28 protein-coding genes and 1 pseudogene are annotated in these 26,977 nt (G+C 66.4%); 16 read left to right on the plus strand and 13 right to left on the minus strand.

Annotated elements, in window-relative coordinates; genetic code table 11:
• Window positions 1–2: 2 nt before the first annotated feature.
• Window positions 3–1,259 (minus strand): TolC family protein, encoded by a 1,257-nt coding sequence (locus ASG11_RS13355; protein WP_055781044.1) that lies wholly within the window; start codon window positions 1,257–1,259, stop codon window positions 3–5.
• The gene (locus ASG11_RS13360) at window positions 1,256–1,909 is read right to left on the minus strand and encodes a cation transporter (RefSeq protein WP_055781049.1); all 654 of its coding nucleotides are present in this window, start codon (window positions 1,907–1,909) and stop codon (window positions 1,256–1,258) included. The genes ASG11_RS13355 and ASG11_RS13360 overlap by 4 nt, the downstream gene beginning before the upstream one ends.
• Before the next feature lie 58 nt (window positions 1,910–1,967).
• Here ASG11_RS13360 and ASG11_RS13365 point away from each other — a divergent pair, with 58 nt between their 5' ends.
• The 5 genes from ASG11_RS13365 (at window position 1,968) to arsH (ending at window position 5,395) form a co-directional block, all read left to right on the plus strand.
• Window positions 1,968–2,378: a MerR family transcriptional regulator gene (locus ASG11_RS13365; protein WP_055781052.1), complete on the plus strand. Its 411-nt coding sequence runs from the start codon at window positions 1,968–1,970 to the stop codon at window positions 2,376–2,378.
• Window positions 2,379–2,552: 174 nt separating this feature from the next.
• Complete coding sequence (locus tag ASG11_RS13370; protein ID WP_055781055.1) at window positions 2,553–2,885, plus strand: ArsR/SmtB family transcription factor; 333 nt, start codon at window positions 2,553–2,555, stop codon at window positions 2,883–2,885.
• 11 nt (window positions 2,886–2,896) lie between these two features.
• The gene (gene arsC / locus ASG11_RS13375; RefSeq protein ID WP_055781058.1) at window positions 2,897–3,325 is read left to right on the plus strand and encodes an arsenate reductase (glutaredoxin); all 429 of its coding nucleotides are present in this window, start codon (window positions 2,897–2,899) and stop codon (window positions 3,323–3,325) included.
• Window positions 3,325–4,611, plus strand: coding sequence for an arsenic transporter (locus ASG11_RS13380; protein ID WP_055781060.1), 1,287 nt, complete (start codon window positions 3,325–3,327; stop codon window positions 4,609–4,611). Before arsC ends, ASG11_RS13380 begins: the two co-directional genes overlap by 1 nt.
• A 40-nt stretch (window positions 4,612–4,651) precedes the next feature.
• Entirely contained in the window at window positions 4,652–5,395 is a 744-nt protein-coding gene (gene arsH, locus ASG11_RS13385; protein ID WP_055781063.1) for an arsenical resistance protein ArsH, read from the plus strand.
• Between the two features lie 185 nt (window positions 5,396–5,580).
• Here arsH and ASG11_RS13390 read toward each other — a convergent pair whose 3' ends face one another.
• The 6 genes and pseudogenes from ASG11_RS13390 to ASG11_RS13415 form a co-directional block, all read right to left on the minus strand.
• A complete protein-coding gene (locus tag ASG11_RS13390) occupies window positions 5,581–6,789 on the minus strand; it encodes a reverse transcriptase domain-containing protein (RefSeq protein ID WP_055781066.1) in 1,209 nt (402 codons plus the stop codon).
• Window positions 6,790–7,386: 597 nt separating this feature from the next.
• Complete coding sequence (mobF, locus tag ASG11_RS13395; protein ID WP_055781069.1) at window positions 7,387–10,179, minus strand: MobF family relaxase; 2,793 nt, start codon at window positions 10,177–10,179, stop codon at window positions 7,387–7,389.
• Window positions 10,179–12,005 (minus strand): type IV secretion system DNA-binding domain-containing protein, encoded by a 1,827-nt coding sequence (locus tag ASG11_RS13400; RefSeq protein ID WP_055781072.1) that lies wholly within the window; start codon window positions 12,003–12,005, stop codon window positions 10,179–10,181. The genes mobF and ASG11_RS13400 overlap by 1 nt, the downstream gene beginning before the upstream one ends.
• Window positions 12,002–12,373, minus strand: a complete 372-nt coding sequence (locus tag ASG11_RS13405; RefSeq protein WP_055781075.1) for a ribbon-helix-helix protein, CopG family — start codon at window positions 12,371–12,373, stop codon at window positions 12,002–12,004. The genes ASG11_RS13400 and ASG11_RS13405 overlap by 4 nt, the downstream gene beginning before the upstream one ends.
• Before the next feature lie 174 nt (window positions 12,374–12,547).
• Entirely contained in the window at window positions 12,548–12,856 is a 309-nt protein-coding gene (locus tag ASG11_RS13410; protein ID WP_055781078.1) for a hypothetical protein, read from the minus strand.
• A 67-nt stretch (window positions 12,857–12,923) separates the two neighbouring features.
• A pseudogene (locus ASG11_RS13415) lies at window positions 12,924–13,562 on the minus strand (magnesium chelatase domain-containing protein); the annotation flags it as partial.
• 153 nt (window positions 13,563–13,715) lie between these two features.
• Between ASG11_RS13415 and ASG11_RS13420 the strand changes: the two are divergent.
• From ASG11_RS13420 to dapE, 8 genes are all read left to right on the plus strand, one after another.
• Window positions 13,716–14,018: a hypothetical protein gene (locus ASG11_RS13420; protein WP_236697521.1), complete on the plus strand. Its 303-nt coding sequence runs from the start codon at window positions 13,716–13,718 to the stop codon at window positions 14,016–14,018.
• A 119-nt stretch (window positions 14,019–14,137) separates the two neighbouring features.
• The gene (rpmH, locus tag ASG11_RS13425; protein ID WP_055781084.1) at window positions 14,138–14,272 is read left to right on the plus strand and encodes a 50S ribosomal protein L34; all 135 of its coding nucleotides are present in this window, start codon (window positions 14,138–14,140) and stop codon (window positions 14,270–14,272) included.
• 11 nt (window positions 14,273–14,283) lie between these two features.
• On the plus strand, window positions 14,284–14,595 hold the full coding sequence (gene rnpA, locus ASG11_RS13430; protein WP_082472901.1) for a ribonuclease P protein component: 312 nt from the start codon (window positions 14,284–14,286) through the stop codon (window positions 14,593–14,595).
• Window positions 14,596–14,722: 127 nt separating this feature from the next.
• Window positions 14,723–14,935 (plus strand): membrane protein insertion efficiency factor YidD, encoded by a 213-nt coding sequence (gene yidD, locus ASG11_RS13435; RefSeq protein WP_055781087.1) that lies wholly within the window; start codon window positions 14,723–14,725, stop codon window positions 14,933–14,935.
• A 30-nt stretch (window positions 14,936–14,965) separates the two neighbouring features.
• The gene (gene yidC, locus ASG11_RS13440; RefSeq protein ID WP_055781090.1) at window positions 14,966–16,672 is read left to right on the plus strand and encodes a membrane protein insertase YidC; all 1,707 of its coding nucleotides are present in this window, start codon (window positions 14,966–14,968) and stop codon (window positions 16,670–16,672) included.
• Between the two features lie 173 nt (window positions 16,673–16,845).
• Window positions 16,846–17,511 (plus strand): ribosome biogenesis GTP-binding protein YihA/YsxC, encoded by a 666-nt coding sequence (gene yihA / locus ASG11_RS13445; RefSeq protein ID WP_055781094.1) that lies wholly within the window; start codon window positions 16,846–16,848, stop codon window positions 17,509–17,511.
• 353 nt (window positions 17,512–17,864) lie between these two features.
• The gene (locus tag ASG11_RS13450) at window positions 17,865–18,527 is read left to right on the plus strand and encodes a glutathione S-transferase family protein (RefSeq protein ID WP_055781096.1); all 663 of its coding nucleotides are present in this window, start codon (window positions 17,865–17,867) and stop codon (window positions 18,525–18,527) included.
• Window positions 18,491–19,639, plus strand: a complete 1,149-nt coding sequence (dapE, locus tag ASG11_RS13455) for a succinyl-diaminopimelate desuccinylase (protein ID WP_055781099.1) — start codon at window positions 18,491–18,493, stop codon at window positions 19,637–19,639. Before ASG11_RS13450 ends, dapE begins: the two co-directional genes overlap by 37 nt.
• A gap of 137 nt (window positions 19,640–19,776) precedes the next feature.
• Here dapE and ASG11_RS13460 read toward each other — a convergent pair whose 3' ends face one another.
• The 3 genes from ASG11_RS13460 to ASG11_RS13470 form a co-directional block, all read right to left on the minus strand.
• Window positions 19,777–21,453, minus strand: a complete 1,677-nt coding sequence (locus ASG11_RS13460; RefSeq protein ID WP_055781103.1) for a putative bifunctional diguanylate cyclase/phosphodiesterase — start codon at window positions 21,451–21,453, stop codon at window positions 19,777–19,779.
• A 68-nt stretch (window positions 21,454–21,521) separates the two neighbouring features.
• The gene (locus tag ASG11_RS13465) at window positions 21,522–22,244 is read right to left on the minus strand and encodes a Smr/MutS family protein (RefSeq protein WP_443024482.1); all 723 of its coding nucleotides are present in this window, start codon (window positions 22,242–22,244) and stop codon (window positions 21,522–21,524) included.
• A 92-nt stretch (window positions 22,245–22,336) separates the two neighbouring features.
• Complete coding sequence (locus ASG11_RS13470; RefSeq protein WP_156363812.1) at window positions 22,337–22,981, minus strand: Tim44/TimA family putative adaptor protein; 645 nt, start codon at window positions 22,979–22,981, stop codon at window positions 22,337–22,339.
• Between the two features lie 164 nt (window positions 22,982–23,145).
• On the opposite strand from ASG11_RS13470, the gene secB reads away from it, so the two are divergent.
• The 3 genes from secB to trpS all read left to right on the plus strand — a co-directional run bounded on the left by secB (window position 23,146) and on the right by trpS (window position 26,304).
• Window positions 23,146–23,649, plus strand: coding sequence for a protein-export chaperone SecB (secB, locus tag ASG11_RS13475; RefSeq protein WP_055781111.1), 504 nt, complete (start codon window positions 23,146–23,148; stop codon window positions 23,647–23,649).
• A gap of 61 nt (window positions 23,650–23,710) precedes the next feature.
• A complete protein-coding gene (gene murJ / locus ASG11_RS13480; protein WP_055781114.1) occupies window positions 23,711–25,279 on the plus strand; it encodes a murein biosynthesis integral membrane protein MurJ in 1,569 nt (522 codons plus the stop codon).
• Between the two features lie 17 nt (window positions 25,280–25,296).
• Window positions 25,297–26,304: a tryptophan--tRNA ligase gene (gene trpS / locus ASG11_RS13485; protein WP_055781117.1), complete on the plus strand. Its 1,008-nt coding sequence runs from the start codon at window positions 25,297–25,299 to the stop codon at window positions 26,302–26,304.
• Here the strand turns inward: trpS and ASG11_RS13490 are convergent.
• The gene (locus ASG11_RS13490; RefSeq protein ID WP_055781120.1) at window positions 26,301–26,702 is read right to left on the minus strand and encodes a PIN domain-containing protein; all 402 of its coding nucleotides are present in this window, start codon (window positions 26,700–26,702) and stop codon (window positions 26,301–26,303) included. The genes trpS and ASG11_RS13490 overlap by 4 nt on opposite strands.
• Complete coding sequence (locus tag ASG11_RS13495; protein ID WP_055781123.1) at window positions 26,692–26,922, minus strand: AbrB/MazE/SpoVT family DNA-binding domain-containing protein; 231 nt, start codon at window positions 26,920–26,922, stop codon at window positions 26,692–26,694. Before ASG11_RS13495 ends, ASG11_RS13490 begins: the two co-directional genes overlap by 11 nt.
• Between the last annotated feature and the right edge of the window lie 55 nt (window positions 26,923–26,977).

The following is a 26,977-nucleotide window of genomic DNA, read 5'->3' on the forward strand; positions in this document are numbered from 1 at the left end:
CGTCATCGTGGAAGCTCCGCGTCGGTGGGCGCCGGGGCGGTCAACCGTTCCAGCCGGGCCTGTGCGTCATGGTAGGCTGCGAGTGCGTCTATCGCGGCGGAACGTGTCTCGGCGAGGGTCCGCTCGGCCTCCAGCAGGTCGAGCTGGCCGAACTTGCCTTCGCGGTAGCCGATCCGCGCGATACGCGCTGCCTCCTGCGCCGCCGCCAGCGTCGGCCCGGTGGCGTTGCGCGCCGTGGTGGCGCCGTTCGCCGCGTCCACCTGTGCTGAGGCGATCCCCTGCTCGGCGTCCAGCACTGCGGCGCGGCGCTGGGCGTCGGCCTGCTGCCGCTGGGCCGAGGCGAGGTCGACCCCTGCGCGCCCGTTGTTGAACAGAGGCAGCGGAACCGACACGCTGAACACGCCCGCGATGTCGTTGCTGGCCTCCAGGCGACGCGCGGCGGCGCTGACGGTGACGTCGGGAATTCGCTGGCTGCGCGCGAGTCGTACCTGCGCGGTCGCGGTGGTCAGGTCGGCCCGGGCGGCCGCCACGGCGAGCGTGTCCCCCGTCGCGACGGGGAGTGCTGGGCCGGTCGCGGCCACGCGCGCGAACCACGCTCCGTCAAGCGTTCCCATGGCGCGCCCTGTGAGCCTGGCAAGGTTGTCGAGCGCCACCTGGGCGGAGCGCTCGGTCCGTTCGGCGGCTCCCTCGGCGTTGAGTCGGGCCACGTCGGCGCGCTGCTCCTCCAGCGGTGAAGCGCGCCCTGCGGCGACGCGGACACGAGCGGCCCGCAGGACCTCGGCGGCTATGCCCACCTGCTCGCGCGCGTTCTCCGCCCTGCGCCGGGCGGCGACCGCGTCGTTGTAGGCCTGCGTCACCCGCAACCGCAGGTCCGCCCGCGCGATTGCCGCCCCCAACGTCGCCCTGTCGAGCTGAGCGCTGGCAACGGCAACCCGTGCCGAGCGCTTGCCGCCGAGTTCGAGCGGAAGGGACAACCCCACGGTTGTCTCCGACGAGCGCAGGCCGCTGTAGGCGCCGGTGCCCGCGACGTTCTCAGCCATCGCGTCGATCGAGGGGTTCGGACGCAGCCCTGCCACACTCCGCTGCGCCTCGGCCGCGCGGATGCCGGACTGCGATGCCTCGATCGATGGGTTGGTCGCGCCTGCCGCGGCGAGTGCGTCGTCGAGCGACATGACCGGGCCGGGGTAGGTCTGCCCGATTGCCGGGCTCGCGGCGATTGCCAGCCCGATTGCGAAGGCTAGATGGCGGGCGATCATCATGCGCGAGCCCTTCTGTGTGCGGTGTCACCCCGCATCTCGGCGGACGCGCCGCTGATGATCTCCCACGCCGAATGCAGGAAGATCAGCGCGATGACGCCCGCGACGGCGAGGTCGGGCCATGCGCTGCCTGTCCATGCGACCATTCCCGCCGCCGCGATGACGGCGACGTTCGCCAGCGCGTCGTTCCTGCTGAACAGCCAGATCGCGCGGACGTTTGCGTCGCCATCGCGGAAGCGCGCCAGCATCAGCGCGGCCGCGACGTTGACTGCCAAGGCGGCGATCCCGATCCCGCCCATCAGGTCGGCCTCGGGCGCGAGCGCGTTTATCGCGCGCCACGCGGCGAACGCCAGGACGCCGATGCCGAGCAGCGCGAGGAACGCGCCTTGCGCCAGCGCCACCTGGGACCGTGCCCGTGCCGTCCAGCCGAGGGCCAGCAGACCGAGGAGCGAGATCGTGCCGTCACCGACGAAATCGAGCGCATCGGCCTTTAGCGCCTGACTGTCGGCGAGGAAACCGCCGACGATCTCGAGCGCGCCGAATCCGAGGTTGAGGACGATGACGCTGAGGAGCGCGCGCCGATACGCGGGGTCGCGCGTCGCACGACTCGTATCGCCGGTGCAGCCGCACGATGTGGTTTCGCTTGTGGTCATCGCGGCCCCTTACGATCTACAGCAACTGTAGGATCAAGCATTATCTGAGGGATGCAGGATGTTGATGATCGGCGACTTGGCCAAGCTGACAGGGACCAAGGTCAACACCGTCCGGTTCTACGAGGCGGGCGGGCTGCTGCCGCTTGCCGAACGAACCGCGTCAGGACGCCGGATATACGGTCAGGCCGACGTGCAGCGGCTGCGGTTCATCCGCCGCACTCGACATCTCGGGTTCTCCTTGGACGAGGTCAGGACCTTGCTCGATCTCGCGGGCCAGCATGATCGAGACTGCGGCACGGTGGACGAGATCGCCAATCTTCACCTGGAGGAAATCGACAGGAAGATCGCCGACCTGACCGCGCTCAGGCGCGAGCTGTCGGGAGTGATAGCGAGCTGCACGGGCGGCAAGATGGCCGAGTGCCGCATCCTGGAGGCGTTCTCACCAACAGCCAATTGCGAACCGACCTGATTCATGAAGAGCTAGACGCCGATCGTTGTGATTCAGTGTCGTGCGCCAGATATTTTTTGACAGGATCGCTGGGCCTTAGCGGCACGGCTGCATAGGCTGTCACCGGAAGTCTACGTTCGACGCGCCAACATCACATAAGCTCGCAATACACCAGATATCCGTTATGCTGGATATATGAATAACGATTCGGCCATCGCCGCCCTCGGGGCGCTCGCGCAGGGCACCCGCCTCGACGTGTTCCGCCTGCTGGTCCGGCACGAGCCAGACGGCATGGCGGCGGGTGAGATCGCCCGCCAGCTCGACGTGCCGCAGAACACCATGTCCGCGCATCTCGGCATCCTCGCGCGCGCCGGCATCGTTCGATCCGAGCGGCACAGCCGGTCCATCATCTACCGCGCCGACCTCGACGGCCTGCGGGCGCTGACGCTGTTCCTGGTCAAGGACTGCTGCGCCGGCTCGCCCGAGCTGTGCGCGCCGCTCCTCGCCGAAATCACCCCCTGCTGCTGAAAGGACGCTCCATGGCCGTCGACGTCGTGATCTACCACAACCCCGCCTGCGGCACCTCGCGCAACACGCTGGCGATGATCCGCAACGCCGGCATCGAGCCGCACGTCGTGGAGTATCTGAAGACCCCGCCGTCCCGCGCCCTCCTGGTCGAGCTGATCGATCGCGCCGGCATCACGCCCCGGGATCTGCTGCGCGAGAAGGGCACGCCCTACGCCGAGTTCGGTCTCGCCGACGTCTCGCTGACCGACGACGCCCTGCTCGACGCCATGATCGCGCACCCGGTCCTCATCAACCGCCCGCTGGTCGTCTCGCCGCTCGGCGTGAGGCTCTGCCGCCCGTCCGAGGCGGTCCTCAATCTGCTGCCAGAGCCGCAGCAGGGCGCGTTCGCCAAGGAGGATGGCGAGCAGGTCGTGGACGTCTCCGGGCAGCGCATCGTCTGATGCTTCTCGCCCTCGCCATCTTCGTCGTCACGATCGCGCTCGTCATCTGGCAGCCCCGAGGCCTCGGCATCGGATGGAGCGCGTTGGGCGGCGCAGCCGTGGCGCTGCTCGTCGGAGTGGTCTCGCTCTCCGACGTCCCGGTGGTGTGGGGCATCGTCTGGAACGCGACCGCGACGTTCGTCGCGATCATCATCGTCAGCCTGCTGCTGGACGAAGCCGGGTTCTTCGAATGGGCGGCGTTGCACGTCGCCCGCTGGGGCGGCGGGCACGGTCGACGGCTGTTCGTCCTAATCGTCCTCCTCGGCGCGGCCGTGTCGGCGCTGTTCGCCAACGACGGCGCGGCGCTGATCCTGACGCCGATCGTCATCGCGATGCTGCGGGCGCTCGGCTACCGCGACAAGGCGACGCTGGCGTTCGTCATGGCGGCGGGCTTCGTGGCCGACACGGCCAGCCTGCCCCTGATCGTCTCCAACCTGGTCAACATCGTGTCGGCCGACTTCTTCCGCATCGGGTTCGCCGACTACGCGTCCGTGATGGTGCCGGTGGATCTCGCGTCGATCGCCGCGACGCTGGTCGTGCTGCTGCTGTTCTTCCGCCGCGATGTGCCGACTAGCTACCACGTTGCGCAACTCCGTGCGCCAGCCGACGCGATCCGCGACCGGGCCACGTTCCGGGCCGGCTGGGTGGTCCTCGCCGCCCTCCTGGCCGGCTTCTTCTTGCTCGAACCTATCGGCGTACCGGTCAGCGCCGTCGCCGCTGCCGGCGCGGTCCTGCTGCTCGTCGTCGCCGCGCGCGGCCAGGTCATCGAGACCCGCAAGGTGCTGCGGGGCGCGCCCTGGCAGGTCGTCATCTTCTCGCTCGGCATGTATCTGGTCGTCTACGGCCTCCGAAACGCCGGCCTGACCGACCACCTCGCCGGTCTCCTCGATCGCACCGCCCAGGGCGGCGTCTGGGGCGCGGCGTTCGGCACCGGCATCATCGCCGCGCTGCTGTCGTCGGTGATGAACAACATGCCGACGGTCTTGGTCGGCGCGCTGTCGATCGACGCGACCCACGCCACGGGCGCGGTCAAGGAAGCCATGATCTACGCCAACGTGATCGGCTGCGACCTCGGCCCCAAGATCACCCCGATCGGCTCGCTCGCTACGCTGCTATGGCTGCACGTCCTAGGACAGAAGGGCATCCGCATCGGCTGGGGCTACTACTTCAGGATCGGCGCGACCCTGACCGTCCCGGTGCTGCTGGTGACGCTCGCCGCGCTCGCGCTGCGGATCAGCGGGCAGTGAGCCGTGGAAACCCCCTGAACATCACCGGAAACCCCACCTGATGCCCCTCCGCACCCTCACCAACCCCGATCATCTGCCCGCGCTCGATCGCCGCTACGCGCTGGATCGCCCCGCCCTTGGCCTGGGCGCGGGCGACCCGCCCCCGCGCATCCTGCTGCTCTACGGATCCCTGCGGGAACGGTCCTACTCCCGGCTGTGCGTCGAGGAGGCGGCGCGCCTGCTGCGCTTCTTCGGCGCGGAGACGCGCATCTTCGACCCCTCGACCCTGCCGCTGCCCGACCAGGTGACCGGCGACGACCATCCGGCCGTAAACGAACTGCGCGAGCTGTCGATGTGGTCGGAGGGGCATGTGTGGTGCAGCCCCGAACGGCATGGCCAGATCACCGGCATCATGAAGCTGCAGGTCGATCACCTGCCGCTGTCAATGGGCGGGATGCGACCGACGCAGGGCCGGACGCTCGCCGTCATGCAGGTGTCAGCCGGATCGCAGTCGTTCAACAGCGTGAACACCCTGCGCGTCCTCGGCCGCTGGATGCGGATGGTGACGATTCCGAACCAGTCGAGCGTCGCCAAGGCGTTCGAGGAGTTTGACGACGCCGGCCGGATGAAGCCGTCGAGCTACTACGACCGCATCGTGGACGTGATGGAGGAGCTGGTCCGCTTCACGGTCCTGCTGCGCCCTCACGCCGCCCAGCTGGTCGACCGGTATTCGGAGCGGAAGGACGCCGGCGTGCCGATCGACGCGGCTATCGATTTATCGAGCATAGCAACAGCTAGACCATAACAAAAACCCGATCTCCCGATCGAACAAGTTGAAAGAGGTGTCACAAACCCCGGTCAGCGGTTCAGAACCCTGTCCGTGGGCTTAGACGAATTGGGATTCGTTCTGGAGCAGCAGGACCAGTTTGCGCGTCAAGGCCTAACAGAATCTAAGCGGGTGGTAGCTGCTGCGCTCGGAACTATGCATCGTCACGTTTTCAGAAGAAGGCTGACCTTCATCGCTTGCCTCTGCTGCGCACGGTTCATCTTGGCCATCCGCGCCCGATAGTAGCCGTGAAAGCCCTCTAGCCGGCGATCGATCTCTCTATCCATGGCTGCAAAGACATCTGGACAATTCGACGTTCGGAATGAGCCGCGCCAGCCCCGAACGGTATTGTCGATCGCGACGAGAGTCTGAGCGTAGCACCTATCTTGTGATTGAAGCGCGCGCCCGCTCCCAGCCTTGTCAATTGAGCGCTGTCCTTCGGCGATGAGCGTTCCGATTTGAGACATCAGTCTTTCGCGTGCGCCAGCGGCTGGCGGAAATGACCCAGGGCAGAGTTCATGTCCAAGAAACGTATGTGGCTCGCCGATCTTACCTTCGAAGGCCTTCGTTGGCGCGCGCACTGGATCATAGATGCTCATCCCATAAGCTGCCAGCATTTCGCCAGCCGAGGTCATTGCCTTACGCACCCCTCGCTCGCTTCGTCCGAGCACGATGAAGTCGTCGATATAGCGAATGCAAGTGATGCCCCGCTCGTTCATACGTGCATCGAATTCCCGGAGCACGATGTTGCCCGCAAGCGCGGAAAGCGGGCAGCCCTGCGCAACACCGTCCGGGCCCGTGGGAAACAGCTTCCTATCAGCAGCACTAAGCCGATCCTCGTTGGCGAGCTCAACGGTGAGAGCTTTCTCGACCAATTCAACAAATTCTATTTCGACTCCGGCGCCCGTCAAGAACTCAAAAACTTTCTGCCGAGGAATTTTTGTGAAAAATGCAGCAATGTCAGATCCAGCACAATACTGATCCCCGGCCTCAACTCGGGCCTGGAAGAGTTTCAATCCTGTATCGACACCTCGCCCGCGAATGCCTCCAACGGAAGTTGGACACGCCAGCACGGCTTGCAGAAGCGGCAAATCATCCGCATCCTGCAAGACATCCAAAAGTGCTCGCTGAACGATCCGGTCTTCTAACGGAGCGACGACTAGCGGGCGCTTGCCCGGCTTTCCCCCGGCCTTGGGGGGCGTGGCACCGTGCGCCTTGGCGAACACGTATCCTGCTTCCAACCTGCTCTGGAGCTTGCGGAGATTTACGACCAAGTCCTCTCCGAACTCACGCGCACGGCGCTTCGTCGCTTCCTGCCGCGAAGTTTCCGCGTTTCGACGGATCGCGTGCCAAGCCCCCATGAGCACAGCCATGGAGCGCGCACGCTTGCACAACCCCTTCGGGCGCCGCCTTCTAGCTGCGGGGCCTGCCGACAAAGTCTTCCCCCGGCCAGTGGCGTCCTTCCATCGCCGCCCCGACGATCAACGTCGCCGATGCGTCGACATGCACCGCAAGGCTCATCGCCCGGCGATGGTCCCCGCCTCTCGGACCTAATAAGGGACAGCGACAAAGCGGCAACCCAGCAGCGAACAAAGCTCGCCGCGAGCGCCGTAGTAACTCCGCGTCCACGCATACTATCTCCCCCCATCAGCTTAGCAGCTTTTTGGGCGCGTCAAGCACTTGCATGGCTCGCCGCCCAGACCGACACTTATGTTCGGAGACTGATCGGCAGGCCGCCGTGAGCGGAACACCAGTCTCGCACATGCTAGCCGGGGCGTGCGGGCGTCCTTCCATCGCCGCCCCGACGATCAACGTCGCCGATGCGTCGACATGCACCGCAAGGCTCATCGCCCGGCGATGGTCCCCGCCTCTCGGACCTGGCGAGAATAAGGGACAAGTCAGCATCCGCTCCGTAGCTCATTCGCAAGTGGAAGGAAAGGAGAACAGAGCGAAGGCCCGATGGCGTTTCGCTAAAGGCCTATAGCGATGCCCACAGTCCGTGCAGATAGCGGCGACGCGACCGACGCTCCCTGGCGCTTCAGCATCTCGTCGATCGCGCCGACCTTGGCGCTGCTGCGTCCTTCGATGGCACTGGCGAGGCGGTCGCGGTCGTCGGTGTAGATGATCGCAGACGCTTTGGCTCGGGAGACGGCGACGTAGGCGATGTTGGCGTCGACGTTGCTGCGAAAAGATTCGAGGTGAGCCATGACGCGCTCACAGGTCGCCCCTTGCGCGCTGTGGATGGTGCGGACCCAGCCTGGGCGGATGTGACGGTCGGCGACGTTGGCCATGTCGAGGGCCTGCCGATTGCCGTTCTTGGAGCGGACGACGAGGATGCCTTCGTCGGGGTCGATCGCAACCACCTCGGCAGTGCGTCCGTTGAGCCGCTTGGCCTCGTAGTTGTTGCGGGTGAACTGGATGCGGTCGCCGGTGCGGAACTGCTGTTCGACTTCCGTGAAGGCATCGGCATTGGCGGCGCTGCCATCGCCGGGGGACCAGGTGAGCGCCTGACCTTCGGGGTCGAGCAGGCGGACGGTGCCGCCCTCGGCGTCGACAGACCCGACGCGGTAGCCGGTGTTGCGACGTGGCGCGCCGTCTTCCCCGCCCTTGCGGAAAATGACGACGGTGCCGGGGCGGTAGCTGGCGGCGCGGGTGCGGGCGGCGTCGGTGAGCCCGACCGATTCGAGTACAGTGACGGCCATCGCGCGCTCGCCCAGCGTGCCGTCGCGAACCAGTTCGGCGCGAATGGCGTCGGTGAGCGCCTGGCGACCCTCGCGGGTCGGGTCGAGGACGAGCGTGCGGGCGCGGTCCTTCGGCGACAGGCGCGCGAAGTCGCGGGCGAGCCGCGCACGCCGCACGTCGTGGTCGGCGTGCTGGATGACCTCGCCACCCCCGTCGTCGAGGGCGGCGAACGCGGCCTCGGCATTGCCGGCGAGCAGCGCCTCGACCGCACGCTTTGTGTCGGGGTTGGACTGGCGGACGATCTCGGCGAGCTTGGGCGTCTCCATGCCGGCGTCCTGAAGCTGGCCGAATGCACGGCCGGCCGCGACGCTACCCAATTGCTTCACGTCACCGACCAACACGACGCGTGCGCCCTCGGTATGGGCCTGGGCGAGCAGCGCCTCGCCGTCGCGGGCGCTGAGCATGGACGCTTCGTCGACGATCCAGATTTCGGGCTTCCTGTCGCCGCACGGCGTGGCGGGACTGGCGGTGAGCATCTTGGCGACGGTCATCGGCTCGCCCCCGATCGCGCGCGCCAGTTCGTCCGCAGCCGTGGCCGTGGGTGCGAGCGCGCGGACGGTGTAGCCGCGTGCCTTGGCGGCATCGGCATGGACGCGCAGGACCGTAGTGGTCTTGGCGGTGCCGGCGCTGCCCAGGATGCCGACGACGCTGTTTGGAGAGACAAGCAGCGCCTTGGTGGCGGTGCGCTGCCCGTCGGTCCATGTGTGGCCCATCTTCTCCGACACGGCCTCAGCCTTAGCGACGATGATGGCGGCGTCGAAATGGTCGGCGAGCGGATCGAGCGTGCCCCGACCGGCGCGTTCCAGACCCAGCATCCGCTCTTCGGTCGCGATGGCCTCGCGGGTGGTATAGCCGACGACGCCGCGCGCCATGCCGGGGGCGGCGCGGATGACGAGGTCCTGGGCGCGCTCGGCGCGGGCGATGGCGGCGACGATGTCGCCGGGGAACACTTGGCCGCGTGCGGCGTCGCCGGCCTCGCGTTCGAGGATGGCGGCTGCGAACACCGCGTCGCGCTCGCCGACATGCGCAGCGGCGAAGGCGACCTCGCGGTCTGCGATGCGCATCCGGGCGCGGGTGCCAGGCATGGCCTGACCCACGCGAGCTTCGGCCTCGGCGACAAGCGTGCGGCGCGCGGCCTCGGTGAAGCCGAGTTCATGGGCGCGGTCGCGCCATGCGCCGGTGAGCTGCTGGTAGTCGACGGCCTCCTTGGGGCTGCGGGTGTCGAGCGCGACGACGGCCTTCTCGGCTGCGGTTGCGCTGGCACGGGTCTGGCCGCGTGCGGCGAGCGCCGCCTCGATCTGGCGGGAGCGGTTGGCGAAGGCGTCGCGCACTTCTGGGGTGATGGCGTCGAGTTCGAACAGCCCGTTCTCTCCCCCGATCGTGACGGTATAGCCCAGCCGCTGCACCTCGGCCGCGAGCTGCTGGTGGTAGATGGCACCGATAGCCTTCTGCAGCTGATAGAGGGGATGGCTTTCGATGCTGCGCCATGTGCCGTCGTCGTCGCAGGTGGCGTTGATGATGACGCAGTGGGTGTGGACCTGCGGGTCGGGCAGGTTCTCGGTCTCGCGGGCGGTAAAATGCGGGAACGCGGCAATGGCGAGATTGCCGGTCGCGACGCGCGGGGTGGTCTTGCCCTCGCGGATGCGGGCGGTGGCGGCGTGCCTCTCGGTATAGTCGAGCGCGACCCCAACGGCGCGGTCATGGGCGTCGAGCAGGCGACGGTCGCCCGCCACCAGTGCCGCGACCGACACGGATTTCGGTGCGGAGCAGGCCAAGTCCCAACCGGGCTTGTGCTCGCGCACGCCGTCGCGAACGGTGCCGAGCACGGTCCCGTTCGGCAGCTTGCCGTGGAGCGAGGCGGCGAAGGCGTCGGGGTCGACCTCGCCACGCAGGCCCAGCTTGGCCGCGCCGCGTCCGTGCCATGCCGAGGGGGCCTTAGCGTCGCCGACATAATATTCGTCGGCCTCGTAATAGCCGAGCGCGTCGTCGGGGTTGGTGAGGTTGATAAGGGTGGCGACCATCAGCGGGGTCCTGCGGTGAGCCAGTCGTCGCCGTCCTCGATGCGGGCCTCGATGTGGGGGCGTGCTGGCGTAGTGTCGCCCGATAGCGGGGCGATGTCGGGCATGGTGACGGGTGCGGGCACCCATGCGGGCGCGATGTCGGGCATGGTGGGGCCTGGGTCGATCGTCACCCTGGCGAGCGGATAGCCCGACAGGCGCAGATAGGCCTGGCCGGTCGCCAGCCCCGTCACCTCGGAGTCGATGATGAGCGAGTTGCGCTCGCGGTGCGTGGCGAACGAGCCGCGCTCGCCCTTGGCGCTGCCTTCGAGCGATTCGGTCGTGCGCTGGTTCTCGACTTCGACGGTGCCGCACAGCTCGACCGCCCATGTCGCGGTCGGATGGTCGCCGACCGACATGATGAACTGGGTCGAGGTCTGGCCGGTGATGATATGGACGCCCTCCTCGCCGTATTTGTCGCGGAGCTGGGCGACGGACTGGAAGGCGATGGTGATGGCCGCGCCGTATTTTCTCCCCTCCGGGAACAAGGTCATCAACGAGGTGATGGGCGGCAGCGAGGGCAGTTCGTCGAGGATAAGCCATGCCCGGCACGGCGCGTTGGTATCGCGCTGGAGGATGGCGGATGCGGCCGCATCCAGCCACGCGGTGACGACGGGAAGGCCGGCGTCGCGGTAGCGGCGCGGTGCCGTGAGGAAGATGAAGGGTCTGTCCCCCTCGTGCTGATCGAGCGCGGCATAGAAGGCGTCGAAGCTGAACGTCTGCGCCGATGTCGGCACGGCCGCGAGCATGGCGACGATGCGGGCGGGCTGGCTGAGCATGAAGGCGACGCTGGAGGACGCCCGTTCGGCTCCCGGCTCGAAGGCGCGCGCGGCCTCGGTCCTGGCGACGAGTTCGCGCAGTTCGTCGATGTTGGCCACGGTGAGCGTGGTGGCGAGCTGGTCGAGGTCGGTGCGACCCTCGCGGACGAACCGATAGATGATGCGGGCGATGACGGCGCGCGCCTGGTCATACCATATATCGTTGTCGCCGCGCCCCTTGGGGAGTGGGAGCAGGATGGCGGCAAGCCGGTAGGCGTCGGCCGGGTCGGCGATGTCGGCCAGCGGATTCCAGCGCACGGTCCTGGCATCCCAGACGTTGAGGATGATGTCGCCGCGTGCGGCGTTGTAGAAGCTGCGGATGTAGGAGCCATCGGGGTCATAGACGAGCGCATGGTCGCCGCGTGCGGCGATCTGGCGGACAATGCCGCGCAAGGCGGTCGACTTGCCAGACCCGGACTGACCGACCGCGAGCAAGTGGCGGGTCTCGTTCTCGGGGGGTAGCGGCACGCCGCCCAGCTCGATGGGGGCACCGGTCTTCCTCGTCCATGCGAGCAGCGACGCCAGTTCCTGCGGTGTGACGATGCGGTTGCCGCGCTTCACCTGGTCGCGTGCCGCCTCGCGCGACGCCTTGATCCACTGGCGCCCCAGCAATGTCGGCAGGCCGATCGCGAGCAGGACGGCGAACGGCACGCCGATGTAGCCGAGCCTGTGCAGCATCCCGGTCGCGGCGACCTGTTCCGGCGGTGCCGGCACCTCGAACCCGGTGTAGGTGGGCGGGGACTGCTGCGCCTGCAACATCGCGGCCGGGTTGAGTCTCTGGTTGATCTCGTGGCGCAGCCATACTTGCGCCAGCACCCGGTCCCCGGCGCTGGTGGTCGCCCAGGTGAGCGCGGTGCCGAGCACCATGCCGAGCAGCCCGCCCAGCGCCGCGACGCGCAGCAAGGTCAGAACGGCGTTGGAGCGATGCGCCTCGATGACGCGGCCCCGGCTCGCTTCGAGTACGCGGTTCATGGCTGCACCACCTTGGCGACGACGGGGACGAGCTGGCCGACGAACGTCGCCTGCTGATCCTGCGGCAGCATCTTGAGCGCATGGAGGCGGGTCGTCGCGTAGGCCGCGAAGGCGTTCACCGCCGCATGCTCGCTCGCCTCGTTGCACGCGTCGACTTTGACCGCGAGGCGGGCGAGCGCGTCGAGGATGCGGTCCATCAGCGGATCGATGACGGGCACGACCTTGGCCGGCTGCGGGGCGGCGAGTGCCGCTGCCAGCAACTCGCGTAGGACCTCGGCACGGGTCATCTTGGCGCTGGTTGCACGGGCGTCGATGGCCTTGACGAGAGTGTGGTCGAGCCTGACCTGAACGGGAATGGTGACGGACATCAAGCGGCCTCAGTCTATCGGGAAAGTACCGTTGTTTCTCAGTGACTTAGCCAAAAAAGATACAGGGAAATACGGCTAAGGTGCTAGAAACGCTGGCATTGGAACCTGCACTTGTGCGTGGGGTGTGTTCCTAGCCTTGGAGGATGCGGCGCATCCTCCAGAGCCAGCGAGCAGTCATTGAGGGAAGAGGTTAGCGTCGAAGAAGGAGGGCTCGCGCTCGCTCTCGGTGGAGCGATATTCGTTGTTGGCCCACGGCTGACGCGAGGTGAAGTAGGTGTTCGTCGTGTCGAAATTGGACCGGTCTTCGGTGGTCTCGTCCCGACAGGAGGCGGTGCCCAACAGGATCAGGACAGCCACGGCGCGCTGATACAGGGTGGCCCGGCTCTGGATGTACTCGTCGGGATGTTTGGGATGCGGGGGCTCAATCGTAAGCCAGTAGGCCCAGGCTCCATCTCGGAGGACGATCTTATGCTTCACGGCCATCTAGTGCGCTCCACCTCTAGCCCTGACCACTATGGCCACGACTCGTAGGTGTAGCTATATTTCACCGTAGCAGGTTGTGCCCGCCCGCCGCCGCGATCTCCAGCGCGCGCTTTGCCGTCTCCTGCCCCTTCACCTGGCGCAGGTCCGGCCCGGCGAACGCCTCGTCGGCCTGCCCCGGCTGCGGTGCGGAAAGCAGGCCGTGTCCCTTGAAATGGTTGAGCAGCGACAGCAGGTCCGGCGGCGCGATCACCTCGATCGATCCCGCCCAGGCCGCCTCCGCCCCTTGCGCCGCCGGGCAGATCAGCCCCTTGCCGTCCTCCGATGCGTGCAGCGCGGCCAGCAGCACCCCCGGCGACGGCGCGATCCGCGCATCCAGCCCGAGTTCGCCGACCGCGACATAGCCGCTCAGTGTCTCGGCATCGATCACCCCCATCGCCCCGAGCAAGGCGAGCGCGATCGGCAGATCGTAATGCGATCCTTCCTTGGGCAGATCGGCCGGCGACAGGTTCACGGAAATCCGCTTCGGCGGCAATGCCAGCCCCATCGCCGAGATCGCCCCGCGCACCCGCTCGCGGCTTTCCGCCACCGCCTTGTCGGCCAGTCCCACGACAATGAAATTGGGTAGCCCCGGCGCCAGCGACACCTGCACCTCGACCGCGCGCGCCTCCAGCCCGAGATACGCGACAGTCGATACGATCGCGACCATCCGCGCATTCTCCTCCGAACGACACGACCATAGCGGCAAAACGCGTATGAGAAATATCCTATGCGCGAATATCCCATATCGCGTCTCGCGGGTGAAGAGGTTGAATGACTGGCTGTCTTGCACAAACAAGACACCTGCCCCACATGCCCGATCGTGACCGACCCCGCCCCCGCACCCCGTGCCAGACGCAGTCCCGTGCGCCGCCAGGTCGAGCTCGCCGGTGGGATCCTGCTCGTCGTCGTCACCCCCGCCGTCGCCATTCTTCCCGGGCCGGCCGGCACGATCGTCTTTGCCGGCGGCATGGTCCTCATCCTGCGCAACTCGCATTGGGCGCGGCTGCGCTGGGCACGGCTCAAGCGACGCTTTCCCCGCATCGGCGGGTTCATCGATCGCATGATGCGCCGGGGCAGCGCGCTTCGTCGCCACGCGCGCGACAAGATGGCGGCGGAGAATTGACTTCCACGCGACCTTTGCCTAATGGCCCTGCCTTCAAGGTCGCCCCTGTGGCGGCCCTTTTACGTTCAGATGCACCCCCAATGCAGAGTTCAGGGGGTATAGAATTCAGGGAATGACCGATGAAGCGGACTTTTCAACCGAGCAACCTGGTGCGCGCCCGTCGCCACGGCTTCCGCGCACGCTCGGCGACCCCGGGCGGCCGCAACGTCCTGCGCGCTCGCCGCAACCGCGGCCGCAAGAAGCTGTCGGCCTAAAGACTTTAGCGATTCGCCGCGATTTCCTCGCGGCGAACGCCGGTAAGCGCGCACCGATGCCGGGCTTCGTCCTGCTCGTGCGCGATCGGCAGGACGGTTCGCCCGATATGCGAATCGGCTACACCGTCACCAAGAAGATCGGCAACGCCGTCGTCCGCAACCGCATGAAACGGCGGTTGCGCGAACTGGCGCGCGAATTGCTCCCGACCTCGGGGATTCGCGGCGCGGATCACGTCCTGATCGGACGGGCCGGCGGGGTCGAACGCGATTACGGCCTGTTGCGGACCGAACTCGCCAAGGCGCTGGCCAAGGTGATGCGATGAGTTTGTCCCTCACCGTGCCGCACATACCGGCCGTGCTGCGCTTGTCGAAGCACTGCGCTTCTTGTCCACCGTCGAAAGAAGGACATTCCTTCGACAGGCTCAGGACAGACGGTGCGGATTGCTACCCATGCTAGCCCGCCTGCTCATCCTTCTCGCCCGCGCCTGGCAGCTCGGCCCGTCGGTCGTCCTGCCGCCCACCTGCCGCTACGCCCCGAGCTGTTCGGCCTATGCAATCGAGGCACTTCGCCGCTATGGCGCGCTCAAGGGGGGCTGGCTGGCCGCACGCCGTATCGGGCGCTGCCATCCCTGGGGCGGTTCGGGTTACGACCCGGTTCCTTAACTAGACTTAGCACGACAGGATTCCCGACCGGTGAAAGACGACCAAAAGAATTTCATCCTGTTCGCGGTGATCGCGGCGCTGATCCTGTTCGGCTGGCCGTTCCTGCAGGGCAAGTTCTTCCCCACCGCCAACCCGCCGGTCACGCAGATCGTCGACGGCAAGGCGAAGGTCGTGCCGAACCCGTCCGCCGATCCCGCCGCCGACGGCGTCGCCGCGACGCGTGATCGCAAGGTCGTGCTGGCCGAATCCCCCCGCATCCGCATCCAGACCCCGACGCTCAGCGGCTCGATCAACCTGAAGGGCGCGCGGATCGACGATCTCGTGCTGACCAAATACAAGGAAACGATCGCCAGGGATTCGGCGCCGATCCGCCTGCTTTCCCCCGCCGGGTCGCCCGACGCCTATTTCGCCGGCTTCGGCTGGCAGGATAACGGGCTGAAGCCGCCCGCGCGCGACGCGGTCTGGACCGCCACCGGCGACGTCCTCGCCCCCGGCAAGCCCGTCCGCCTCGATGCCGCCAACGCCCAGGGCCAGCGCTTCCGCATCGAACTGTCGGTCGATGACGGCTACATGTTCACGATCCGCCAGACCGTGCTGAACGCCGCCACGAACGCGGTGCCGGTGGCGAGCTATGCCTTGGTCAACCGCTCGGGCCATTCGAAGGATCCGACGACCTGGACCACCCATGTCGGCCCAATGTCGGTGCATGACGGCGGCGCGAAATACGGCCCCAACTTCACCGATCTCGACAAGGAACCCGCACCCGGCTTTACTATCCAGGGCGGCTGGCTCGGCTTCACCGACAAATATTGGCTGACCGCGCTCATCCCCGATCAGGGCCAGCCGGTCTCCGCCGAATTCCGCAAGGGCGGCAACGACACCTATCAGGGCAATTTCGCCAGCGCCGCGCGTGTTCTCGCCCCCGGCCAGGCGGTCACCCAGACGAGCCGCTTCTTCGCCGGCGCGAAGGAAGTGAAGCTGCTCCAGCGCTACGAGAATGACGGCAAGATCCTGATGCTCGACAAGGCGATCGACTGGGGCTGGTTCGAGATCGTTGAAAAGCCGATTTTTACCTATCTCGACTGGCTGTTCCGCATGGTCGGCAATTTCGGCGTCGCGATCATCCTGCTCACGCTCACGATCCGCGGCCTGATGTTCCCGATCGCGCAGAAGCAGTTCAAGTCGATGGCCGCGATGAAGCTGCTCCAGCCCAAGATGAAGGCGCTGCAGGAACGCTACAAGGACGACAAGCCGCGCCAGCAGCAGGAAATCATGGCGCTCTACAAGACCGAGAAGGTCAATCCGCTCGCCGGCTGCCTGCCCACTTTGCTGCAGATTCCGATCTTCTACGCGCTCTACAAGGTCCTGTTGCTGACGATCGAAATGCGCCACCAGCCGTTCGTGCTGTGGATCAAGGATCTGTCCGCGCCCGATCCCGCGACGATCCTCAACGCGTTCGGCTATCTCAACTTCACCCCGCCGCACTTCCTCGCGATCGGCGTCGTGCCGGTGCTGCTCGGCATCAGCATGTACTTCCAGTTCAAGCTGAACCCCGCGCCGATGGACGACACGCAGAAGCAGATCTTCGCGATCATGCCCTGGGTGCTGATGTTCGTAATGGCCCCGTTCGCGGTCGGCCTGCAGGTCTACTGGATTACCTCCAACTGCCTGACGATCCTGCAGCAGCGCGTGCTGTATGCGCGCCATCCCGGCATGAAAGAGGCGGTGGTGAAGTAGCGAGCTAGCGTCCTTAACCGTCACCCCGGACTTGTTCCGGGGTCCACCGGGCGGCATGCTCTACACAAGAGGCTCGATCCGAAGCGTTACCGGCGCAGTGGACCCCGGAACGAGCCCGGGGTGACGATTTGGATTTGTCGGCCCGAATATACCGAACCGAACGGATCGAAACGATGACCGACGCCCCCGAGACGCCCCCCACCGAAGGCTTCACGCCGGAACTGCTGGAACATGCGCGAAAGACCTTCGCCGGCCCGGTCACGTTCCTGAAATCCGCGCCGAAGCTGGAATTCCTGCCCGACGCGCACGTGCCCGAGATCGCCTTTGCCGGCCGCTCCAACGTCGGCAAATCCTCGCTGCTCAACGCGCTCACCGGGCGCAAGGCGCTCGCGCGCACCTCGGTCACGCCGGGCCGCACGCAGGAACTGAACTTCTTCGACGTGGGCGAGCCGCTGGCGTTCCGGCTGGTCGACATGCCCGGCTACGGCTTCGCCAAGGCGCCCAAGGACATCGTCAGGAAATGGCGTTTCCTGGTCAACGATTTCCTGCGCGGCCGCCAGGAACTGAAGCGCGTCCTCGTCCTGATCGACAGCCGCCACGGCATCAAGGACGTCGACCGCGACATCCTCGAAATGCTCGACAAGGCCGCCGTCAGCTACCGCATGGTGCTGACCAAGGCCGACAAGATCAAGGCCACCGAACTGGCCGACGTCTACCAGCGCACCCAGGAAGAAGCCCGCAAACGCCCCGCCGCGCACCCCGACATCCTGCAGACGTCGAGCGAGACCGGCCTCGGCATCCCCGAACTCCGCGCCGCGGTGATGGAAGCGATCGGCTAGACCGAACGACTGGGTTTTGAATCACCCCCTCCGTTCGTTTCGAGCGCAGTCGAGAAACCGCGACCGGGCACAACGTGGCTGTTTCTCGACTGCGCTCGAAACGAACGGATCAACGTAAAATCGAACATAGTCTGGCGCGGCCACGCAGGTCTCTGTCCTACAAAGGCTGTCTCCTGTTAGAAGGCGACCAACATCGCCGCACCTGTCCGATCCGCTGCTCGCTGGGAATTCACGGTATGCCTGTACAGGCCGATACCGTGTGAACTTTCGTGAACTTCCGAACTGCCATCGACCGCCGACCGCCGACCGCCGACCGCCTTGAGAACCACGGTATCAGGCGATAGGGCAATGCCATGAAGCTCATCATCGGCAACAAGGCCTATTCGTCCTGGTCCCTGCGCGGCTGGCTCGCCTGCAAGCAGTCCGGCCTGCTGTTCGAGGAGGTCGTGGTCCCGCTCTACGACGCCGAATGGGACAAGCGACGGGAAGGCGACGAGTTCGCCCCCTCCTCCGGCAAGGTGCCGATCCTGTGGGACGGCGATGCGGTGGTATGGGACAGCCTCGCGATCGTCGAATATCTCGCCGAGAAGACCTCGCGCGACCTGTTCTGGCCCGACGACGACGCCGCCCGCGCCATGGCCCGTTCGATGTCGGCGGAGATGCATTCCAGCTTCACCGCGCTGCGCCGCAAGCACAGCATGAACATCCGCCAGTCCTTCCCGCCCAAGACCCCCGACGACGACGTCCTCGCCGACCTCAGGCGGATCATGGAACTCTGGGCACAGGCGCGCGCGCGCTTCGGCGGCGAGGGCGATTTCCTGTTCGGCGGCTTCGGCGCGGCGGACATCATGTTCGCGCCCGTCGTCACGCGCATCGTCACCTACGGCCTGCCGATCGCCCGCTTCGCCGCCGGCTATATGGACGCGGTGATCAATCACCCCTTCATGCAGGACTGGATCGCCGCCGCGCAGGAAGAGGAATGGGTGATCGAGAAGTTCGAACTGCCCGTCCAGTGACCGACGTCGTCGGTCTCGCCAGCGCGCTGATCGCCTGCGACAGCGTCACACCCGCCAGCGGCGCGGTGTTCGACGTGCTGGAGCAGGCGCTGGTGCCGCTCGGCTTCGACGTCGATCGATTCATCACCGGCGAGGCCCCGGACGGCCCGGTCGAGAACCTCCTCGCGATCCGTGGCACCACGGGCAGGCATTTCGCCTTCGCCGGCCATCTCGACGTCGTACCGCCCGGCACCGGCTGGACCGGCGGTGCCTTCGTTCCCGCAATCCGCGACGGCCTGCTTCACGGGCGCGGCGCGGTCGACATGAAGGGCGCGATCGCCGCCTTCGTCGCCGCCATCCCGGAACGGAGCGACGGCACGATCAGCCTGATCATCACCGGCGACGAGGAAGGCCCCGCCACCTACGGCACGCCGGTCATCATCGATCGCATGGCCGCGCGCGGGATCCGGCCGGATCTGTGCCTGGTCGGCGAACCCACCTCCGCCAGGCGGCTCGGCGACATGATCAAGATCGGCCGGCGCGGTTCGGTCAACATCTGGATCGACGTGCCGGGCAAGCAGGGCCATGTCGCCTATCCCGACCTCGCCGACAATCCGATCCCCAAGCTGATCGCCGCGCTCGCCGAGATCGACGCGATCGTGCTGGACGCGGGCAATGCGTGGTTCCAGCCCTCGAACATCGAGGCGACCGACATCACCGTCGGCAATCCCGCGACCAACGTCATCCCCGCCCACGCCTCGGCCCGGCTCAGCATCCGCTTCAACGACGAACAGACCGGCCCCGATCTGGTCGCTCGCATCGCGAGCGTCGTCCACGGCCACGCGCCCGGTGCCAAGGTCGTCGCGCGCATCTCGGGCGAGGCGTTCCTGACCCCGCCGGGCGAAGTCTCGACGCTGATCGGCGACGCGATCGAGGCGCATACCGGGCTGCGGCCGGAACTCTCCACCACCGGTGGCACCTCCGACGCGCGTTTCCTGTCCGCGCTCTGCCCGGTGGTGGAATTCGGCCTGCTCAACGCCACGATGCACAAGCTCGACGAGGCGGTCGCGGTCGCCGATCTGGAAATGTTACGCGACATCTACGCCGACATCCTCGCGCGCGCCCTAAAGTAAAGGCGCACCTCTACCCTCATATCCGTCATCCGAAGGTCAGGATCCGTTTCTCAATAGGCTCAGCCGGGAATTGTGGAGAAGTGGATGCTGAAACAAGTTCAGCATGACGGTAGCGGGTACGGCAAAGAGCAAGCTGATCAGCCCGCCAGCGCGCGCCGCTCGTCCGTTCGCGACCAGGCGATGAACTCCGCCTCGTCCATCGGTTGGGCGATCGCATAGCCCTGGATCACGTCGCAGCCGATCACGCGCAGCACGTCGGCCTGCGCCTGATGCTCGATCCCCTCGCCCACCGCCTCGCAGTTCAGGCTGTGGATCAGCCCGATCACCGCATGCGCGATCGTGCGCGCCTCGGCGCTGTCGGCGATATGCTCGATCAAGCTCTGGTGCAGCTTGATGCGGTCGACCGGCAGCGCGCGCAGCCGCGCGAGATTGGAATATCCGGTGCCGAAATCGTCGATCGCGATCGTCGCGCCGTCCGCGCGCAGCAGCTCCAGCGCGGCGATCACCTCCGATGAACAGTGCATCGCCAGCGTCTCGGTGATCTCGAGTTCGAGCAGATGCGCCGGGGCCTCCGCCGCCAGCATCGCGGCGCGCAGCCGGTTGAAGAACGCGGCATGATCCAACTGGCGTTGCGCGATGTTGATCGCCAGCCGCTGCTCGATCCCCATCCGCCCCCAGCGCGCGATCGTCTCGGCGACGGTCGCGATCACCCATTCGCCGATCTCGACGATCAGCCCGGTCTCCTCGGCGCGCTGGATGAACGTTCCCGGCAGCTTCAGGCCATCGCGCGGATGCTGCCAGCGCAGCAACGCCTCCGCCCCCACGATCCGCCCCGCCGGCAGGCTGACCTGCGGCTGGAACACCAGGGCGAACTGGTCTTGATCGATCGCCCGGCGCAAGTCGCTTTCCAGCGTGACACGGTCGGCCAATTGATCGGCCAGCGCCTGCGTGAAATATTCCGCCCGGCCCCGTCCGCACGCTTTGGCGTGATACATCGCGGCATCGGCCGCGCGCATCAGGTCGGTCAGGTTCTCGCCGTGATCGGGGCGCAGCGCGATGCCGATCGACGCGCCGATCTCCACCTCGTGCCCCATCAGGTCGAACGGTTCGGACAATGCGAACAGCATCGCCCGCCCAATCTTCGCCGCCTCGCCGATATCCTTCAGGTCGCGCACGAACATCGTGAATTCGTCGCCGGCCAGCCGCCCGATCAGCGGCGGCGGCAATTCGGTATCGACCTGCACCCGGTCGGCGACCGCGCGGAGACGGTTGGCGACCATGCCGAGCAGCATGTCGCCCATCGCATGGCCCATCGTGTCGTTGACCGATTTGAACCGATCCAGATCGATGAAGAACAAGGCGGCGATATTGCCCTGCGGCAATTCGCTCAGCGCGCGCTCGCAGGTGCGGCGGAAATTGGTGCGATTGGGCAGGGCGGTGACCGAATCGAACATCGCCAGCCGGTGCACGCTTTCCAGATTGGTGCCGAGCTGCTGGAAAAGCCCGCGCATCGCGACCGCCAGTTGCGGCACCTGCTCGGCGATCTCGGCCGGGATCTCGCTCTCGAGATCGCCATGCGCGGCACGCGTCAGCCGGGCGATCGCCGAATCGACGGCGGCGGCCGTGCCGGAAATCGCGCGCTCCGCCGATGCCCAGCACATCGCCGCGCAGACGATCGCCGGAATGATCGCGCGCGCGACGTTGTCGAGGCCGATATTGCCGTTCGACGTCGCAAACACCGCGAGGATGAACGCCACCGCCCCGGCGCACATCGCGAAGGCGACAGCACGGCTTTTCAGCGTCACTCCTTCCATCGCGTTCGCGCATCCCCGCAATCTGCGACCCACAGGCCGGTCCAGTGCAGGGACATGGACCCAATAGGTTAATAAATTCGATTCGGGTCGTTTCGCCGCAGGATGATGTACAGCGCACCCGCTCCGCCATGGCGCGGATGCGCGCCGCGCACGGCGGCGATCGCGGAGGCATGGCGCGACCCCGCGAGCCAATCGCCGATCGCCGCCCGGATCGCGCCCCGGGCGTGCGGTCGCTCGCTTTCGGCGCGCGGCGGCTTGCCGGTCACGAGCAGCACCACCCGGTCTCCCATGCGGATCGATTGCTCCAGCGCACCGTCCAGCGTGGCATAGGCGGTGGAAAGGTTGTGCCCGTGCAGATCGATCGAACAATCCGGCGAGACCAGGCCACGCGACAGCTTCTTGTCCCAGGAGCCGTCGAGCGTATTATGGGCCTGCTGCTTCCGATGCCCCTCCGCTTTAGGAGCATCGGGTCGGTCATCCCCCCGGGATGACCTGAACAGCGCGGGGCGCTGTTCACCCGATGCTGGGTTGGGGTGGGGCCGTGCAGCAGAACCATGCTTGGGAGACTCAATCCCCCCCACACCCAGCTTCAAAAGCTTCTCGAACAGATCGACCGCGCTCGACCCAACCCCAGCCCCTACCTTGCCCGAAGGTTGAGCGGTGTGCGTCACCGTCACACGGTTGGTCTTGGCCGCCGGCTTGACCACCGCGACCTTTGCCGCGGCAACCTTCGCCACCGGCTTCGGCGCCACCCGCAAGGGCCGCACCGTGGCCAGCACGCGGTCCCACAAGGCCGCCTCATCAGGGGATAGAGGTCGATCCGACACTCAAGGACCCGGGCGACGCGCCGCGCGACCAGTCGCCCGCCCCCCGACGCCGCGCATTACGCCTCGTCGGTGTCGGCGAGCTTCCAGTTCGGATCGCTGCTCCTCAGCGTCCGCGCGAAGGTCCACACGTCGTGCGTCTCGACCGCATCGCTCATCGATCCGGCGACCACGTTGCCGTCGGCATCGCGCGTCACCGCGGCGATATCGGCATCGAAGCGCAGCGTGATGCGCGCCTGCTTGCCGTCCAGCGCCGCGTCCGCGATCACCGCGCGCTCGATCGACACCAGACGGTTGTCCAGCACATGGCCCGACTCGCTGCGCGCCGCGATCGCCTCGGCAAAGGCCTGCTTCACGTCCGGTTCGACCAGCCAGTCGAGCGACTCCTCGTCGCCCTTCCAATACGCCTCCAGGATCATGCGATACGCGCCCTGCGCCCCGTCAACGAACTGGCCGACGTCGAAGCCGGGTTCGGCCGACACGATCTGGCGCAGGCCGGGTTCGGCCTTGGCCTCAACGTTGCGGTTCGCGATCTCGCGCGGTTCCGGCGCGCTCTCGATCGGGCGCGGCAGCGTCGTGATCGGCGCGCGTTCCTCGACCGGCTTGGGCAGCGATTGCTCGTGCCCGGTGCGCTTGCCCAGCACCATGTACAGCCGGAGCGCCACGAACCCGGCGATCATCGCGAGAATAACAACGTAAAGCACCCGGTTCTCCGATATTGGCCGCTGCGTACGGCCGAACACTCTACATAGGCCGAAGGAGGAAATGTTTCAAATGCCACTCGGGCACGGATTGTTCCCGACCCGTTGAACATGCCGCCCCCTCCTGCTAGGCGCGCCCATCTCCTACATACAAGGCAAGACTTCACATGGCAGAGCAGGACAACGGCGGCACCACCGAACCCTATAGCAACGGCGAGGACACGTTGCCGGCGGTCGGCCTCATCTCGCAATACATCAAGGATCTGTCGTTCGAGAACCCGAACGCCCCGGCGATCTACCAGAACCCGGAAGCGCCGCAGATCGACGTGCAGTTCAACATCGCCTCCAGCCAGGTCGGCGAGGACGTGTTCGAAGTGATCCTGAAGGTCGAGGTCCGCGCCGAGAGCGATACGACCGTCGCCTTCATCGTCGACCTTTCGTACGCCGGCCTGTTCGGCATCCGCAACGTGCCGGCCGAGCATATCCAGCCTTTCCTGCTCGGCGAAGCGCCGCGCCTGATCTTCCCGTTCGCCCGCCGCGTGCTGGCCGATGCCGTGCGCGACGGCGGCTTCCCGCCGCTGCTGCTCGAGCCGATCGATTTCGCCGCGATGTACCAGCAGCAGGCCGCCGGCCAGCCGGCCGTCACCACGGCGGAAACCGGCACCGCCTGATCGTCTCGGGATAGGCATCCCGTCCCCCGTGGAAGCGGGGGACGGCTAAGAGGCGACCGGCATGAACCTGACACGCGCGCTGGGCTCAGTCGGGGGCCTCACCCTCGCCAGCCGCGTGCTCGGGCTGGTGCGCGATTCGCTGTTCGCGCGCTTCGTCGGCGCCAGCTTCGCCTCCGACGCCTTTCTCGTCGCGTTCCGCCTGCCCAACATGTTCCGCGCCCTGTTCGCGGAAGGGGCCTTCTCCGCCGCCTTCATCCCGATGTTCAACCGCAAGGTCGGCGACCGGCACGGTGCCGGGCTGGCCGACGGGGTGCGCTTCGCCGAGGACGCATTGTCCGTCCTGCTGCCGATCCTGATCGTGATGACGGTGATCCTGGAGATCGCCGCCTGGCCGGTGACGCTGGCGCTGTCCGGCAAGTTCAACGGCGTCAGCCACGATCAGTTCGCCTTCGCGGTCCTGCTCTCGCGCTTCACCATTCCCTATCTGATGCTGATCAGCCTCGTCTCGCTGCTCGGCAGCATCCTCAATTCGTTGCACAAATTCTGGGTCAATGCCGCCGCGCCGATCCTGCTCAACCTCACGCTGATCGCGGCGTTGCTGTTCTTCCACGATCCCGATCCGTACCTCACCGCGCGCAATCAGGCGATCGCGGTCAGCGTTTCGGGAGCGCTGCAACTGCTCTGGCTGGTCTGGGCCTGCCGCGCCAACGGCGTCCGTCTGCGCCTGCGCGGGCCGCGGCTCGGGCCCGACGTGAAGCGGCTGCTGTCGCTGATCTGGCCCGCCGCCGCCGGGGCCGGCGCGGTGCAGATCAACCTCGTCGTCTCCACCGCTCTGGCCGCCTCGCTGCTCGACCACGGCTCGGTCACCTATATCTACATGGCTGACCGGGTGAACCAGTTGCCGCTCGGCCTGATCGGCATCGGTCTCGGCACCGTCCTCCTGCCACTCATCTCGCGACAGCTCGGCGCGGGCGAGGAGGCGGCGGCGATGGAGACGCAGAATCGCGGGCTGGAACTGGCGCTGTTGCTCACCCTGCCCGCCACCGTCGCATTGATACTGTGCGGCGGCCCGATCGTCGCGGCGCTGTTCGAACACGGCAAGTTCGGCGCGCAGGACACGCATTTCACCGCGCAGGCGCTTGCCGCCTTCTCGATCGGCCTGCCCAGCTACATCCTCGTCAAGGTGCTGACCCCCGGTTTCTACGCCCGTGCCGACACGCGGACGCCGGTGCGCTATGCGACGATCTCGATGGCGGTGAACCTCGTGCTGAACCTCGCGTTGATCGTGCCGCTCAAGCATATGGGCCCGCCGCTCGCGACCGCGCTCGCCTCCACCGTCAACGTCGCGTTGCTCTACGGCATGCTGCGCCGGCGCGGCCATTTCGTGCCCGACGCCCGGCTGAAGCGCCGTGCCTGGCGCCTGGCCCTCGCGGCACTCGCGATGGGCGCGATCCTGTGGCTGCTGCAGGGGCTGCTCACGCCCTACACCCACGGCAATTGGCTCGTCCGCTCCACCGCCATGCTCGCGCTGGTCGGCGCGGGCGGCGTGGTCTATGCGATCGCCACGTTCGTCCTCGGCGCGTTCACCCGCGACGATCTTGCCTTCCTGCGGCGCAAACGCGCCGCCTGACACGAGTCCCCAGTCCCATGCGCGTCCTTTCCGGCATCAAGCCCACCGGCAATCTCCACCTTGGTAACTATCTGGGTGCCGTGAAGCAGTGGGTTGCGATGCAGGACGCGATCCAGGCACAGGGGGGCGAGACGTTGTACTTCATCGCCGATCTACACGGCCTGACCGAGTGGATCGCGCCCGCCGAATTGTCCGCCAATACGATCGAGATGACCGCGACCATCGTTGCGGCCGGCATCGATCCCGATCGCTCGATCCTTTTCAACCAGACTCGCGTTCCGCAACATAGTGAACTGGCGTGGTTGCTTAACAACGTCGCGCGCGTCGGCTGGCTGAACCGCATGACCCAATTCAAGGACAAGGCCGGCAAGAACCGTGAGGGCGCCAGCGTCGGACTCTACGATTATCCTGTGCTGATGGCCGCTGATGTACTGCTCTACAATACCACGCACGTGCCGGTCGGTGAGGATCAAAAGCAGCATCTCGAATTGGCGCGTGACATCGCCGCGAAGTTCAACCTCGATTACGATATCGATCTGTTTACGCCGCCCGAGCCCATGGTCAGCGCCGAAGCACCGCGGATCATGAGCCTGCGCGATGCGAGCACGAAGATGTCCAAATCCAACCCGTCCGAACAAGCGCGCGTCAACTTGGTAGATGACGACGACACCATCGCTGCCAAGTTCCGCAAGGCGAAGACCGACGCCGAGCCGCTACCTGATACCGTAGCCGCATTGACCGACCGCCCTGAGGCGAAGAACCTCGTGACGATCTACGCCGCGCTCGCTGATTTGACGCCAGACGCGGTGATCACGCAATACGCCGGTCAGGGCTTCGGCACCTTCAAGCCAGCGCTGGCGGACCTCGCCGTCGCCAAGCTCGGGCCGATCCGCGATCGCATGCTGCGCCTGCTCGACGACCGCGCCGAAGTCGGAAAACTACTCGACCAAGGGGCCGAAAAAGCCCGCGCACTGGCCGCGCCGACACTACTGAAGGCACAGCGCGCAATGGGGCTGCACGTCTAGGCGGCGAACGGATTGCGGATCGTCAGGCGACCGTCGATCACGAGGCCGTCGCGCATGTCTTCGGACCAGAGCGTGTCGCAATCGGAGAGCAATGCCGACGCCACGATGGCCGCATCGTAGAATGCCAGATCATAGCGCCACGACAGGGCGACCGCGCGATCATGGACCGCGGTATCGAGGGGCACGACGTTCAGGAGGAGCTTGAGCCGCTTCAGAAAGGCCACGATTATCGGCCACTCCAGGCGCAGCTTGCGACGGCTGACACTGACGATTTCGTTCAGGACCTGCACGCTGATGGTGCCGCCCTCCGCGATCAGGAAACGGCCCCGCTCCGCCTTAACTGGATCGTCGGCGAGGATATAGATCAGCACATTGCTGTCGAAGGCGTTACCGGGCATTTGCCTCTTCGCGATCGAACTTGAAATCCGCCGAAATCAACCCTTCGAAGCGGCGCAGATCTTCAAGCGCCTGCTCGCGCGTCAAGGAACGGGAAATCTCGATCGTACGCGGCCCGACCGCGTCCATGTCCACCTCGTCCCCGATCTTCAGCTTGAGCGTCTCGACGACGTCCTTGGGTATTCGAATGGCGAGGCTGTTACCCCATTTCGCGACCTGCATCACAACCTCCGATGATATACATTTTAATTAATGTATATCATCGCGAAGCCAGTTG

The sequence above is a fragment of the Sphingomonas sp. Leaf357 genome (assembly GCF_001423845.1).
Lineage (GTDB): Bacteria > Pseudomonadota > Alphaproteobacteria > Sphingomonadales > Sphingomonadaceae > Sphingomonas.